Genomic DNA, 13,567 nt, shown 5'->3' with positions numbered 1-13,567 from the left:
GCTCTCAGTGTCCAGTCTATGGGAACGGCGAGGCTTCGTTAGCCGCCTGGGCTGCGACCGACGCTTGACGTTGCACGGTTGCAGCCTGTGCGGCGGCAAGCCGCGCGATCGGAACCCGGAAGGGCGAGCAGGAGACGTAGTCCAGCCCCACCTCTTCGCAGAATGCGATGGAGGCAGGATCACCACCATGCTCTCCGCAGATGCCGAGCTTGAGGTCGCTCCTGGTGGCGCGCCCTCGCTCTGCCGCCAGGCGGATGAGTTCCCCAACTCCGTCGAAATCGAGCGAGACAAAGGGATCCTGCTCTATGATGCCCTTTCGCTGGTAGGTCGGGATGAAGGCGGCAGCATCATCGCGTGACATGCCGAAGGTTGTTTGAGTGAGATCGTTGGTCCCGAACGAGAAGAACTCTGCCGTCTCCGCTATGACATGCGCCCGAATGGCAGCCCGAGGGAGTTCGATCATTGTGCCGGCGATGTAGTCGATGCGCATGCCCGTCTCCTGGGCTACCTCCTGGGCAACCCGATCGATGTAGTTCTTCACATGGTCGAGCTCCGGACGCAGGCTGACCAGCGGAACCATGATCTCCAGCGCCACCGCTTCCCCCGTTTCGCGTGCGGCGACGACGGCGGCCTCGAAGACAGCACGTGCCTGCATTTCCGCGATCTCCGGATAGGAAATCGCCAGCCGACAGCCGCGATGCCCGAGCATGGGGTTGAACTCGTGCAGAGCCTCGACACGGCGTCGCAGGAACGCCGGTTCCATGTCCATTGCCTTGGCGACCTCGGCGATCTCGTCGTCCGACTTCGGCAGGAATTCGTGCAGCGGCGGATCGAGGAGCCGTATCGTGACCGGCAGCCCATGCATGATGGAAAAGAGCTCGGTGAAATCGGACCGCTGCATAGGCAGGAGCTTTGCAAGCGCGGCGCGGCGGCCCGTCTCGCCTTCCGCGAGGATCATCTCGCGCATGACGTGGATACGATCGCCCTCGAAGAACATGTGCTCGGTACGGCACAGCCCGATTCCTTCCGCTCCGAAGGCGCGTGCGGCACGGGCATCCTGCGGCGTATCCGCATTGGCGCGGATCGCCATCCGGCGGGCGGCGTCCGCCCATTCCATCAGGCGGGCGAAATCTCCTGACAGCTCAGGCTGGATCATTGGAACGCTCCCCTTCAGCACATGGCCGGAGGATCCGTCGACAGTGACGATCTCTCCCCTCTTCAGGGTGACGCCGCCGGGGCAAATCAACTGTCCGTTGCGCAGGTCGACGCGCATGCTGCCGGCTCCGACCACGCAGGGGATGCCCATGCCGCGGGCCACCACCGCCGCGTGGCTGGTCATGCCGCCGCGCGTGGTGAGGATGGCTTCGGCGGCATGCATTCCGTGGATGTCCTCGGGGCTTGTTTCGACGCGAACGAGGATCACCTTGCGGCCTTCCGATTCGGCCGCGACAGCGTCTTCCGCGGTGAAGGCGATCTCGCCCGTGGCCGCACCAGGCGAGGCAGGAAGCCCTGAGCCTATCACGGAGCGCTCGACCTTCGGATCGATCGTCGGGTGGAGCAACTGGTCAAGCGACGGCGGCTCGATACGGCTGACCGCCTCCTCGGTGGAAATCAGCCCCTCATCCACCATGTCGACCGCGATCTTCATGGCGGCACGCGTTGTGCGCTTGCCGCAGCGCGTCTGCAGCATCCACAGCTTGCCGCGTTCCACCGTGAATTCGACGTCCTGCATGTCGCGGTAGTGGCGCTCCAGGCGATCGCAAATCGAGGTGAACTCGCGAAAGGTCTCCGGCATCAGCTTTTCCATTGACGGCTTTTCGAACCCGGAAGCCTGTCTGCCCTCCTCGGTCAGAGACTGGGGCGTGCGTATGCCGGAAACCACGTCTTCGCCCTGGGCGTTGACGAGGAATTCGCCGTAAAGCGCTTTTTCGCCAGTCGAGGGGTTGCGTGTAAACGCGACACCGGTGGCCGAGGAAGAGCCGTGATTGCCAAAGACCATGGTCTGCACATTGACCGCCGTGCCCCATTGCTCCGGGATGCGATGCAGCGTCCTGTAGGTGACGGCGCGAGGGTTCATCCAGCTCGCAAAGACTGCGGCAATTGCCCCCCAAAGCTGCACATGCGGATCCTGTGGAAAGCTCTCGCCCAGTTCTTCCTCGATCAACCGCTTGTAAAGGGCTACGACATGCTGCCATTCGACCGCCGATAGGTCGGTGTCGTATTCGTGACCGTTACGCGCCTTTTCGTCCTCGAGGATCTCCTCGAAAGCTTCGTGGTCCAACCCCATCACGACGTCGGCATACATCTGAATGAAGCGGCGATAGCTGTCCCAGGCGAAGCGGGCGTCACCGGCGTCATGGCCGAGCGCTTGGACCGTCTCATCGTTCAGTCCGAGATTGAGGACCGTATCCATCATACCGGGCATGGATGCGCGCGCTCCCGAGCGGATGGATAGCAGAAGCGGTTGGGCGCTGCCCCCGAAGCTGCGGCCGGTCTCCGTCTCCATGCCGGCAATCCCATCCAGCACCTGCGCCTTGAGATCTTCCGGAAGGCTGCGGGCATGGGCAAAGTACCAGGAACAGGCGTCCGTCACGATCGTCAGGCCGGGCGGCACCGGCAAGCCGAGGTTCGCCATTTCCGCCAGGTTTGCACCTTTGCCGCCGAGCAGCGCGACATCTGCCGTACTGCCTTCCGCTTTTCCTCCACCGAAGCGGTAGACCCACTTCCTCATTCACCTGCTCCGCCCAATGCAGTCTTTCGCTAGGCATACAGAACTCGAGGCGGTTTGGGAACTTGCGCAAGCGCGATTATGCTGCAATGCAACAAAGGTCTTAGATCAATGATCTCAGCTGGCTTCCCGCAACAGCTCGGCTGTCTGGAGGTCGACCGACACCAACTGCGAGACGCCCTGTTCCGCCATCGTGACGCCGAACAACCTGTTCATCCGTGCCATGGTGATGGGGTTGTGGGTGATAATGACAAAGCGCGTTTCGGTCGAGGCTGCCATCTCGTCCATCAGGTTGCAGTAGCGCTCCACGTTGTGATCGTCGAGCGGAGCATCCACCTCGTCCAACACGCAGATGGGCGCAGGATTGGTCAGGAAAACTGCAAAAATGAGGGCCATGGCAGTCAAAGCCTGTTCGCCACCTGAGAGCAGGGTCATCGTCTGCGGCTTCTTGCCGGGTGGGCGAGCGAGAATCTCCAGGCCCGCCTCGAGTGGATCGTCGGATTCGATAAGTTGCAGTTCGGCCGTGCCGCCGCCAAAGAGGTGGGTGAAGAGGCGCTGGAATTCTGCATTGACCACTTCGAAGGCCGCGATCAGCCGCTCCCGACCTTCGCGATTGAGGTTCTGGATCGCACCGCGCAGCTTGCGTATGGCATTGATGATGTCGTCGCGCTCGCGGATCAACGCCTCGAGCTTGTCGGAAAGTTCCTTCTGTTCCTCCTCCGCACGCAGGTTGACCGCACCCAAGCGCTCTCGCTCGATCTTCAGCCGGTCGATCTCGCGCTCGATATCGCGGGCGTCCGGAAGGCTCGCCCCCGGCGTCACGCCTGTCAGGCGCAAAACCTCCTGCGGCGCAACACCAAGGCCCTCCCGGATGCGCTGCTCGCTTTCGTGGCGGCGCTCGGCCGAAGAGACGAGCCGTTCTTCGGCGCGCCCTCGTTTCTCGCGCGCCTCGGCAAGTTCCGCCAAGGCACTGGTGGCCACGCGGTCGGCGTCCCGCTGACGGCTCTCCGCCTCGACAAGCTTGTCGGCAGCCGCCTTGCGCGCGACCTCGGCCTTCTGCAACTGCGAAAGGAGGGTCCGCCTCTGCTCCTCCAGCTCTTCCGGAGCCGCTTCCAGATCGGCCAATTCCTCACGTGCCTCTTCCTCGCGAGCACGCAGGGTGGCCACGTGGTGATCGGCACTCGCGGCGCGCCCCTGCCACGCAGATCTCTCCTGACCTATCGCAGCCAGCCGACGGCGACGGGCCTCGATCTCGCGATTCAAACCTTCGTATCGAGCCCTCGCTTCTGCCAGAAGGCTTCGGTCAGTGGCGACCGCCAGTTGCTGGTTGCGCAGGCGACCGTCGATCTCCACGAAGTCCGGAGCATCCTCCATCTCGATCTGCGCGTTTTTCTCCTGCACCAGGAGATCCTCGATCTGCGCGCGTATCTGGTTGAGGGATTCCGTCACGACGTCGCGGCGGCGCAGCAAGTCGCCCGCGGCTCGTTCTGCTGCCGCGAGCGCTTCGCGTGCTTCCGACAGCTGGCGCGTCGCGATGCGAGCGCGATCGCGGCTTTCGCCAAGGCGCGCTTCCTCACGCGCCGTGCGCGCAACCGCATCGGTCAGAGCGAGCTCGGCATCGGAAAGGATGATCCTCGCCTCCTCCAGCTCGCTTTCCAGTTCCGCCAAGCGGTTCTTCTGGGAAAGCCTCAAGGTAGCGGCGCCTGGTGCTTCTGAACCCGCTATATGTCCGTCCCAGCGGTAAACCGCCCCCTCCCGGGTCACCAGCTTCTGGCCTGGCTTGAGTTGTGCCATCAGGCCCCGCGCATCCTCGGTAGCAACCACGCCAATTTGTGCCAAGCGGCGCGTCAGTTCAGGCGGCGCGGATACGTGGGCCAACAGGGTCGGACAGCCTGTCGGAAGCGGAGGGTCGGATGATGCCTCTCCGTTGGCAGTCCAGAAAGCAGGAGCAGACGGATCCGTTGAGCTCTCGAGATCGCCTCCCAGCGCGGCTCCCAGCGCAGCCTCGTAGCCGCGATCCACACGAGTTGCTTCGGCGACTACCGGGAAACCGCCGGCGACTTCACCGGCCGCCAGCATGCGCGAGATCGTGCGAGCCTCGGTCTCGACGCCGTTCAGCCGCGAGCGTGCGCCCTCCACCGGCAGCCGGGCTTCGGCTTCTGCCGAGCGTGCTTCTGCCAAGGCTGCCTCCACGACTTCGGCGTGAGCAAGGGCGTCCTCCAGCGCGTATTCGGCCGCTTCGACAAGCTCGCGCCGTTCTGCCGGGTCGTCGAGCGTCGACAGCATCTCCCCGGTCGCCTGCAGTTCCGCTTCTCCCTCCTGGATCTGCCGGTCCAGTCTTTGGCGGCGCTCTTCAAGGTCGCGGATCTGTCGCTCCAGCTGCGTGCGCGCCGCAGCAGCTTCGGCACGTTCCGCGGTCACGGCGGCAAATAAACGCTCACTTTCCGCAAGGACGGTTGCCGCCGCTTCGAAAGCCTCGCGCACCTCTTCTGCCTCGGCTCCGGAATCGGAGAGAATGTCGTTGATTTCCTGCTCTTCCTCGTCGAGCTTGTTCAGAAAGCTCGCATTATCGGCGACGAGTTGCTCTTCGCGGCGGATATCTTCGGCAAGCTGCAGCAACCGGCGGCTGAGCTCGTCGCGGCGCTTCAGGAGACGCCCCGCCTCTTCGTCCAGCTGGGTGCGGGCGATCTGGATGCGCTGGAGGGCCGCCCCCGCCTTGGCCTCTTCTTCCCGCAACTCCGGCAGCTTCAGGCTGGCGATGGCCTGCGCTTTTGCCGCCTCCATCTGCGCCTGCGCCTTTTCGGCCACGACCATCGTCGCCTGGTTGAGAGCCGCTTCGGCTTCCAGTTCCGCCTCGCTGGCTTGTGACCAGCGGATGTGGAGAAGCATGGCGTCACGCGCGCGGATATCGGCAGACAGCATCTTGAACCGGTTGGCCTGGCGAGCCTGTCGCTTCAGGCTTTCGATCTGGCTTTCGAGCTGCGCCGTTATGTCCTCCAGCCGCTCCAGGTTTGTCTCTGCCCCGCGTAGCCGGAGCTCAGCTTCATGGCGCCGCGAATGGAGGCCCGAGATGCCAGCCGCTTCTTCCAGCAACTGCCGGCGAGCCTGCGGCTTGGCGTTGATCAGTTCGCCGATGCGCCCCTGCCCGACCATGGAGGGCGATCGTGCACCCGTCGACGCATCGGCGAACAGGAGCTGGACGTCCTTGGCGCGTGCCTCCTTGCCGTTGATGCGATAGACGGAGCCGTTCTCGCGCTCGATGCGGCGCGAGACCTGGATCTCGTCGGAATCATTGAAGGCCGCAGGGGCAGTGCGGTCGCTGTTGTCGAGAAAGAGAGAGACCTCGGCCGTATTGCGCGCCGGGCGGTTGCCGGAGCCGGAGAAGATGACGTCGTCCATGCCGGACGCGCGCATGTTCTTGTAGGAGTGTTCCCCCATCACCCAGCGCAGAGCTTCGACAAGGTTCGATTTGCCGCAACCGTTGGGCCCCACAACGCCGGTCAGGCCGCGCTCAATGATGAATTCGGTCGGCTCGACGAAGGACTTGAAACCAAGGACGCGCAGCTTGTTGAACTTCATGCCGCGCACCAGAGGCGGGCGGCGGACACGCGTATGCCGCCGCCGCTCAGATCATGAACGGTCTCAGAGCAAGCTGTCGATAAGAGCCGACATGCTTTCAACAGACATGGCCCCCGCATAGCGCTCGCCGTTGATGAGGAAGGTCGGCGTCGAATTGACACCGAATTCGTCGGCACCACGCTTCATCGTTGCGTTCACATCATCGAGAAGCTGCTGGTTCGTCAAGCAGGCCTGGAAAGTCTCCTGTGAGAAACCTGCCAGTTTGGACATTTGCAGGAGTGCCGCGCGGCCATCTTCAGCTGCCGCCCAGGTATTCTGCTGCTTCATCAGCATCGATACCATCGGGAAATACTGTTCTGGCGTGCTCATTTCCTGCGGGTTCGACGGATTGCATCGCGCGAGCATGATGGCGGCCGCAGCGCGCGGGTCGAAGGGGAATTCGCGGACGATGAAGCGCACCTTGCCCGTGTCCACATACTTGGTCTTGATCTCGTCGAAGGTCGTGTTGTGGAACGTCGCGCAATGCGGGCAGGTCATCGACATGTATTCAACGATCGTAACCGGCGCATTTTCCTCGCCAATCGCCATCTCCGGCAGCGGGCCCGGCTTCAGGACCTCAGTCATATCCACTTCGCCTTGCGAATCAGGCAATTCCTGCGCAAAGGCTTGCGTCGCCGACAAGGGAAGCGCGACCATCAGAGACGCGGCTGCAACGCCGCCCAGGAGTGCGCGCCGGGTGATGGTGGTTTCAGTCATCTTCATCAAACACCTGCCTTAGATTGCAAAAAGGTCTCATTCCGTATCCCGCCCGCCCTACCGGAACAAGGTGGCGAACAGCGAATTGCTTCAAAGCTTTGTGACAGCTGCAAACTGAACGGCAGATGTACGAACTCAGCGCTTCTTCTGCAGGACTGCGGTGCCAAGGCGGGCGACAGCCCTCTTCAGCGCGTCGCTTTCAATCCCTTCCATCATGCCGTCGAGCCGTCTTGCGGCATCACCTTTCAGCGGCTGCGGCCGGGCGCGGTGCTTCGCCGCCACCGAAACCGGCTTCTGGATAATGCGGATCTGGCGTACGGCCGGAAAGCCGAAGAAGGCGTTGATGCGGGCAATCAGTTCGCCTTGAGCATGCGTCAGGAAAAGCGCGCGAGCACCTTCACAGGCGACCGTCAGTACCCCAGGCTGGTATCCACCCGCCTCGTCAGAAGCATTTTGACGCGGCCAAGAGATCTTTTCCGGCCGACTGCAGTCGGCGAAGTCTTCACCGGCGATTTCATCCCACGAGCCCAGAAGAGAGGTCGATATCCCGGCCCGACGCGCCAGGACGGGATCGATGATGCCGTTGGCAACCTCCGCGATCTGCATCTCGCCCTTGCGATAGGGCCTTGTCTCACGCCCCAATGCGCTTCTCCAGTTCCTGTTCACGTAGACCTGCCCCTGCAAGCGGCATGGCTACAACAAGAGCGGACCAGAGAAAGACACTATCATAGATGTCGTGGAGGAAAATGAAGTTGGTCATCCCGCCAAGCGCGTAGGTGGACGCGATCATGGTTGCGATGAAAAGGCGCGGCCTCCAGCTCACTTTGGAAGGGTTGTAGAGCACACAAAGCAACGGGGCGAAGATCAGCAGTGTCACGGCGGCAAAACCAACTACACCGCTGTCGACAAAGGTGGTCAGGAACCCGTTGTGGAAGTGGCTGTAGTCGAGGCCGATCTGCGCCATCAGCTCGCGCCTGTTTTGAAGGCCATGACCCAACACGGGTTGTTCACTGATCAGGCGCGCTGCATGCTCCCACATCGCCAGACGAAGATCCGTGGAATTGTCCTGTGCGTCTGGCTGCAGCTCGAAAAGCGAATTCACCAATAGCAGAAGCCGCTCCATGCGGCCGTAGGCGATCAGCATGATGACGGCGAGGACCCCGCCCAGAAGAGCGAGAACCTTCCCGTTCTTGAGGCGAGCCAGTTGTTCGGGATAAACAATCAGAATGGCGACAACGGCAACCGCCGGAATTGGCAAGAGCCCCCTCGACTCCGACAGGAGCAGGCAGATAACCGCAGCCAGGAAGCCAGCAAGTCCAAGCGCCCCTCGCCATCTGGCCTCATGAACTACGTTCAACAGCGAAATTGAGCCGAAGAAGGCGCTGACCATTGCGAACGGGATGGCGTTGCCAGCGCCACCTTCCGCTCGAATGTCATACCAGCCGACCTGCAGGAGCGCGAGTGGCAAGGCTAGGATTCCGCAGAGAGAGCTTCCAAGGATGAAGGTGTCGACGAGCTTGGAAGGCTCGGCCGTACGAAAGCGGGGGAGTATCAACGGGAAGAACAGGAAAGGCAGAAGACGACCCAGCCGTTGCAGTATGTCCGTGGCGGACTGATCGTCTTGCCAACTGAAGAAGGCGGCACCAGTGGTCACGAAAACGAAAAGGAAAGCTGGCACCACAACAAGCAGATCGCTTCGCTGATACTTCGGCGAGATGCGCTTGAGCACCAGCAGAACAAGCGCCCAGAGCATTGAGACGGCGAGAAGGATCGTGATGACGGAGCCTGCCAATCCCGCCAAAGCACCGACAGAACCGGCACCGACCAAGGTGTTCGTTTGCATGGAGGGGAGTTTCACTTGTGATCTTTCGTTGACTGGTTGCAGCTCAGGCAGATACCACTGCCCTATCGCACGTGCAGAGAACTTTCCAGTCAGTGATCGCCGCCTCCACAGCCCAAGCCGTCCTTGCATGGTATGACAAGCATCATCGTGATCTGCCCTGGCGGATTTCTCCGAAGGCTGCGGCCCAGGGAACCCGGCCGGACCCATATCGGGTCTGGCTGTCGGAAGTGATGCTGCAGCAGACGACGGTGCAGGCGGTAAAACCCTACTTCAGCAAGTTCCTCCAGCAGTGGCCGACGGTCAAGCACCTTGCCGCCGCAGAGACGGAGGATGTCATGGCGGCATGGGCAGGGCTTGGCTACTATGCCCGTGCTCGCAACTTGAAGAAGTGCGCGGAAGCCGTGGCGAATGAGCATGACGGCGTCTTCCCCGATACCGAGGACGCACTTCGCTCCCTGCCTGGTATCGGCGACTATACAGCCGCCGCCGTGGCCGCCATCGCGTTCAACCGCCAGGCTGCGGTACTGGACGGCAATGTGGAACGCGTGGTCTCCCGGCTTTACGCGATCGACGCCCCCCTGCCCGGCTCCAAGCCATTGATGAAGGCCCGCGTTCAGGAACTGACGCCGGCGGATCGGCCCGGGGATTTTGCCCAGGCCATGATGGATCTGGGCGCCACCATCTGCACGCCGAAGAGGCCGGCTTGCGCTGTCTGTCCGATCCGTGAACGATGTCTTGCGTTCGCCAAGCATGATCCGGAACGTTTCCCCGTGAAAGCCGCCAAGAAGGACAAGCCGGTGCGTACCGGCGCCGCCTTCGTCGCCGTCAACAGCGAGGGCGCAATCCTCCTCAGGCGAAGAGGCGCAAGTGGCCTCCTCGGAGGCATGACGGAAGTGCCAACAACCGGCTGGACGGCCCGGCAGGATGGAGCTGCGACGGCGGATCACGCACCCTTTCCGGCACAATGGGAGACATGCGGGACTATCACCCACGTCTTCACGCATTTCGAGCTTCGGCTCACCGTGTTTCGAGCGAGGACGGAGACCGGAGAAACGGGAGAAGGCTGGTGGGAACCCGTCACCAATCTGGACGCCCAGGCGCTACCGACCGTCATGAAAAAGGTTATTGGTCAGGCTATTCCCCTGGCCTTCAGGAAACACGCCATCTAGCTGCAAGGAAATTCTATGGCAGGCCAGATCAAGCATATCGTCTTCGACATCGGCAAAGTGCTGATCCACTACGATCCCACCCTGCCCTATCGCCGCCTGATCCCGGACGAGGAAGAGCGTCGTTGGTTCTTTGCCAATGTCTGCACGCACGAGTGGAACCTTGAGCAAGACCGCGGCCGCTCGTGGGCGAATGCGGAGGCGCTTCTTGTCGAGAGGTTTCCGGAGCGGGAGCAACAGATTCGGGCCTTTCGGCAGTACTGGCCGGAGATGGTCCCTTACGCCTACGAGGACAGCGTCAGGGTCATGGAACAGCTGATCGATGAAGGCCGGGACGTGACGATGCTGACGAACTTCGCCGCCGACACCTTCCGCCATGCCCGGGAGATGTATCCGTTCCTCAACAAGCCGCGCGGCGTAACGGTGTCTGGCGAGATCGAACTGATCAAGCCGGATCGGGAGATCTACGAGAAACATGCTCGAGATTTTGGCCTAGAACCGCAGTCGACACTTTTCATCGACGACTCTCTCGCCAATGTGGAGGGAGCAAGGGCGGCCGGCTGGCAGGCGGTGCAGTTTATCGACGCGGCGCAACTGAAGGCGGATCTTGCAAGCTTCGGCATCGCCACCTGAAAAAGATAACGCCCGGAGGTCAGCCTCCTCCGGGCGTCATTTTATTCTCTTCCGGGACTGGAGGTACAAAGACCGGAACGAGAATTTCTGTTCGCGGCTGGTGGATCGTCAGCCGAGATTTCCGAGATTGCTGCGGACAATGGCCCGCAGGTCGTCGATCGGGCGTAGCGACTTGCCGTCCTGGAAGTGCCAGAAGGTCCAGCCGTTGCAGGCATCGAGGCCCTGGACCTTTGCGCCGAGGCGGTGAATCGAACCCGCCTCACCGCCGGACGCAAGCGTGCCGTCGGCACGGATGATGGCGCTCCACCGGCGTTTGGCATCCGTCAGGACCTGGCCCGGCTTGAGCATGCCGCTCTCGACCAAGGTGTTGAAGGCAACCCGCGGCTCAGCCTTCTTACCGGTCATGACCGTGAGCTCCGCCTTCCCGAGCGGCTCCACCGACGCGATGCGGGCAGACGCCGCATCGATATAATCCTGCTCGCGCTCAATCCCGACGAAGTTGCGGCCGAGGCGCTTGGCGACAGCGCCGGTGGTGCCGGTGCCGAAGAAGGGGTCGAGGATGACGTCGCCCGGCTTGGTGGATGCCATAATGACCCGAGCAAGCAGCGCCTCCGGCTTCTGAGTCGGATGCACCTTCTTGCCGTCCTCGCCCTTCAGCCGTTCCCCGCCGGAGCAGATTGGAAACAGCCAGTCGGAGCGCATCTGGACATCGTCGTTGGAAGCCTTCAGCGCATCGTAGTTGAAAGTGTAGGACTTTGCCTTGGCATCGCGGCTGGCCCAGATCATCGTCTCATGGGCGTTCTGGAAGCGGCGACCCTTGAAGTTCGGCATGGGATTGGTCTTGCGCCAGACAATGTCGTTGAGGAGCCAGAAGTTCAGGTCCTGCAGCATCGCGCCGACGCGGAAAATATTGTGATAGGAGCCGATCACCCAGATGGTGCCGTTCGGCTTCAGCACGCGGCGGCAGGCGAGCAGCCAGGCACGGGTAAAGGCATCATAGACCTCGAAGGACGCGAACTGGTCCCACTCGTCGTCAACCGCATCGACCAGCGACTGATCCGGGCGGTGAAGCGTGCCTCCGAGCTGCAGGTTGTACGGAGGATCGGCAAAGATTGCATCGACTGAATGATCGGGCAGCGCCTCGAGTGCGGCGACGCAATCGCCCTTGATGATGGTATTGAGCCAGGTGGACGGCCGACCCTGCTGACGCAGATCGGCAATCGGAAGGACTGCTGCCATGGGATACTCGCTCTTACGCTTACTCGGTACTGTTTACTGGCTGTTATGGTTACTCATCTTGGTTACGAAAGGCTGAAGGCGCGACAGGTTTTGCAAAAATTCCACTATGGCAGCGCAAGTCTGATCACGCCCCGTGAACTATCCTGCTGTCGGCCGGCGCCTCCTCACGCTCACACATGCCGTAATCCCGGAGCACGTGGCCAATCCTGAGGCGATAATCGGCAAAAATGCCGTTGCGGCCTGCCTGCTGCGCAGCCCGATGCGCCTCCAGGTTCCGCCACTGATGGACAGCTTCCTCGTCTCGCCAGAACGACAGCGACAGGATCTTCCCGCGCATGGTCAGGCTCTCGAACCGTTCTATGGAGATGAACCCGTCGATCTTCTCCAGCTCGGCGCGCAGTTCTCCTGCCAGATCCAGATAGCGGTGACGTTCGCCCATATATGGCACAACTTCGAAGATCACTGCGATCATGGCGTCACCCTCGGGCCGTGCGGCAGAGAAACATTCTTCAGGAAGATGCGATCTTCGCGCAGGATGAAGCGCTCGCGGCTGGCGAACTCATAGTTCTTCCGGCCCAGCGGATCCTGGGCCAGGCGCTGCCGATAGGTTTCGTAAGCGGCAAGGTTTTCGATGTTATAGACGCCGTAGGCGGTGGTGGCGGATCCCTCATGTGGAGTGAAATACCCAAAAAGGTCCGCGCCACAGCGCGGGATGGCCTCCGCCCAATTGCGAGCATACTCGGCGAAACCGTCCTTCCGAAATGGGTCGATCTCGTAACGGATAAAGCAGGTAATCATCGGGCTCTCCTTGTTTACGGGCAGAGGTTAGCCCCTTGCCTGCCGCAGATGCTTCGGCTACCGTCGAAGTATGAAAGAAGGTCCGGACATCGCGCGCATCGGCACGCTCATCGGCGATCCTGCACGCGCAAACATGCTCACCGCGCTGATGGGCGGTCAAGCGCTGACGGCCACGGAACTGGCGCAGGCTGCGGGGGTAACTCTGCAGACTGCAAGCTCGCACCTGTCGAAGCTTGAGGATGGGAGTTTGGTGTCGCAGCGCAAGCAAGGACGCCACCGCTATTTCGCGCTTGCAGATGCCGCGACCGGAAGTTTGCTCGAGGCCATCATGGGGTTTGCCGCCAGTCGCGGCCATCTGCGACACCGTCCCGGCCCGAGGGACCCGGCGCTGCGGAAGGCCCGTATCTGCTACGACCATCTTGCCGGCGACTATGGCGTCCGCATGCTCGACAGCCTCATGCAACGCGGCACGATCGTCAGCGAGGGTGACGACCTCACACTCACGGAGAAAGGGCGGCTGGACCTGCGGGAGATCGGCATCGATCTTGAACCACTATCCTCCTCCCGGCGCCCAATTTGCAAGTCCTGCCTCGATTGGAGCGAACGCCGCTCGCATCTTGCGGGCACGCTCGGCAAGGCGCTTCTTTCGCGCTTTCTCGACGAAGGCTGGGCAAGACGCAGCGACGACAGTCGGGCGATCCGGTTCACCAAGGCGGGCGAAAGCCAGTTTCTCGCCCTCTTTCCATTAGAATAGCCAATCCCTACATTGTGGCAAGCGCCCTCGTGATGTAGAGCGGCCTCGTCCTCCCCCAGATACAAGAGTTT

Annotated in this window: 11 protein-coding genes; 3 read left to right on the top strand and 8 right to left on the bottom strand. The window is 61.9% G+C overall.

What is annotated here, in order from left to right:
- Positions 1-16: 16 nt before the first annotated feature.
- The 5 genes from ppdK to LXM96_RS13505 all read right to left on the bottom strand — a co-directional run bounded on the left by ppdK (position 17) and on the right by LXM96_RS13505 (position 8,906).
- Positions 17-2,731, bottom strand: a complete 2,715-nt coding sequence (gene ppdK, locus LXM96_RS13525) for a pyruvate, phosphate dikinase (protein ID WP_239999077.1) — start codon at positions 2,729-2,731, stop codon at positions 17-19.
- A gap of 114 nt (positions 2,732-2,845) precedes the next feature.
- Complete coding sequence (locus LXM96_RS13520) at positions 2,846-6,307, bottom strand: chromosome segregation SMC family protein (RefSeq protein ID WP_239999076.1); 3,462 nt, start codon at positions 6,305-6,307, stop codon at positions 2,846-2,848.
- A gap of 63 nt (positions 6,308-6,370) precedes the next feature.
- Positions 6,371-7,069 carry a DsbA family protein gene (locus LXM96_RS13515; RefSeq protein ID WP_239999075.1) on the bottom strand — a complete coding sequence of 233 codons (699 nt, stop codon included), beginning with the start codon at positions 7,067-7,069 and terminating at the stop codon, positions 6,371-6,373.
- A gap of 129 nt (positions 7,070-7,198) precedes the next feature.
- On the bottom strand, positions 7,199-7,669 hold the full coding sequence (locus LXM96_RS13510; protein WP_239999158.1) for a DUF721 domain-containing protein: 471 nt from the start codon (positions 7,667-7,669) through the stop codon (positions 7,199-7,201).
- A 25-nt stretch (positions 7,670-7,694) separates the two neighbouring features.
- Positions 7,695-8,906 (bottom strand): O-antigen ligase family protein, encoded by a 1,212-nt coding sequence (locus LXM96_RS13505; protein ID WP_239999074.1) that lies wholly within the window; start codon positions 8,904-8,906, stop codon positions 7,695-7,697.
- Positions 8,907-8,998: 92 nt separating this feature from the next.
- On the opposite strand from LXM96_RS13505, the gene mutY reads away from it, so the two are divergent.
- Together mutY and LXM96_RS13495 are read left to right on the top strand one after the other, a co-directional pair.
- Positions 8,999-10,075: an A/G-specific adenine glycosylase gene (gene mutY / locus LXM96_RS13500; protein WP_239999073.1), complete on the top strand. Its 1,077-nt coding sequence runs from the start codon at positions 8,999-9,001 to the stop codon at positions 10,073-10,075.
- Between the two features lie 15 nt (positions 10,076-10,090).
- Complete coding sequence (locus tag LXM96_RS13495; RefSeq protein WP_239999072.1) at positions 10,091-10,705, top strand: HAD family hydrolase; 615 nt, start codon at positions 10,091-10,093, stop codon at positions 10,703-10,705.
- Between the two features lie 108 nt (positions 10,706-10,813).
- On the opposite strand, the gene LXM96_RS13490 is transcribed toward LXM96_RS13495, so the two are convergent.
- The 3 genes from LXM96_RS13490 to LXM96_RS13480 form a co-directional block, all read right to left on the bottom strand.
- A complete protein-coding gene (locus LXM96_RS13490; protein ID WP_239999071.1) occupies positions 10,814-11,944 on the bottom strand; it encodes a site-specific DNA-methyltransferase in 1,131 nt (376 codons plus the stop codon).
- A gap of 124 nt (positions 11,945-12,068) precedes the next feature.
- Positions 12,069-12,416 (bottom strand): antibiotic biosynthesis monooxygenase family protein, encoded by a 348-nt coding sequence (locus tag LXM96_RS13485; RefSeq protein ID WP_239999070.1) that lies wholly within the window; start codon positions 12,414-12,416, stop codon positions 12,069-12,071.
- Positions 12,413-12,742: an NIPSNAP family protein gene (locus LXM96_RS13480; protein WP_239999069.1), complete on the bottom strand. Its 330-nt coding sequence runs from the start codon at positions 12,740-12,742 to the stop codon at positions 12,413-12,415. Before LXM96_RS13480 ends, LXM96_RS13485 begins: the two co-directional genes overlap by 4 nt.
- A 70-nt stretch (positions 12,743-12,812) precedes the next feature.
- On the opposite strand from LXM96_RS13480, the gene LXM96_RS13475 reads away from it, so the two are divergent.
- Positions 12,813-13,496, top strand: a complete 684-nt coding sequence (locus LXM96_RS13475) for an ArsR family transcriptional regulator (protein WP_239999068.1) — start codon at positions 12,813-12,815, stop codon at positions 13,494-13,496.
- Positions 13,497-13,567: the final 71 nt, after the last annotated feature.

It is taken from the genome of Rhizobium halophilum, from assembly GCF_021648825.1.
In the GTDB taxonomy this organism is placed as follows: Bacteria; Pseudomonadota; Alphaproteobacteria; order Rhizobiales; family Rhizobiaceae; genus Neorhizobium; species Neorhizobium halophilum.
The sequence above is the reverse complement of the archived record's forward strand: the minus strand, read 5'-3'. Positions and strand labels throughout refer to the sequence as shown.

What these genes read in the sequence shown, in the direction of transcription:
- ppdK (WP_239999077.1), bottom strand. Translation starts at nt 2,731, where the DNA reads ATGAGGAAGTGGGTCTACCGCTTCGGTGGAGGAAAAGCGGAAGGCAGT.
- LXM96_RS13520 (WP_239999076.1), bottom strand. Translation starts at nt 6,307, where the DNA reads ATGAAGTTCAACAAGCTGCGCGTCCTTGGTTTCAAGTCCTTCGTCGAG.
- LXM96_RS13515 (WP_239999075.1), bottom strand. Translation starts at nt 7,069, where the DNA reads ATGAAGATGACTGAAACCACCATCACCCGGCGCGCACTCCTGGGCGGC.
- LXM96_RS13510 (WP_239999158.1), bottom strand. Translation starts at nt 7,669, where the DNA reads ATGCAGATCGCGGAGGTTGCCAACGGCATCATCGATCCCGTCCTGGCG.
- LXM96_RS13505 (WP_239999074.1), bottom strand. Translation starts at nt 8,906, where the DNA reads ATGCAAACGAACACCTTGGTCGGTGCCGGTTCTGTCGGTGCTTTGGCG.
- LXM96_RS13495 (WP_239999072.1), top strand. Translation starts at nt 10,091, where the DNA reads ATGGCAGGCCAGATCAAGCATATCGTCTTCGACATCGGCAAAGTGCTG.
- LXM96_RS13490 (WP_239999071.1), bottom strand. Translation starts at nt 11,944, where the DNA reads ATGGCAGCAGTCCTTCCGATTGCCGATCTGCGTCAGCAGGGTCGGCCG.
- LXM96_RS13485 (WP_239999070.1), bottom strand. Translation starts at nt 12,416, where the DNA reads ATGATCGCAGTGATCTTCGAAGTTGTGCCATATATGGGCGAACGTCAC.
- LXM96_RS13480 (WP_239999069.1), bottom strand. Translation starts at nt 12,742, where the DNA reads ATGATTACCTGCTTTATCCGTTACGAGATCGACCCATTTCGGAAGGAC.
- LXM96_RS13475 (WP_239999068.1), top strand. Translation starts at nt 12,813, where the DNA reads ATGAAAGAAGGTCCGGACATCGCGCGCATCGGCACGCTCATCGGCGAT.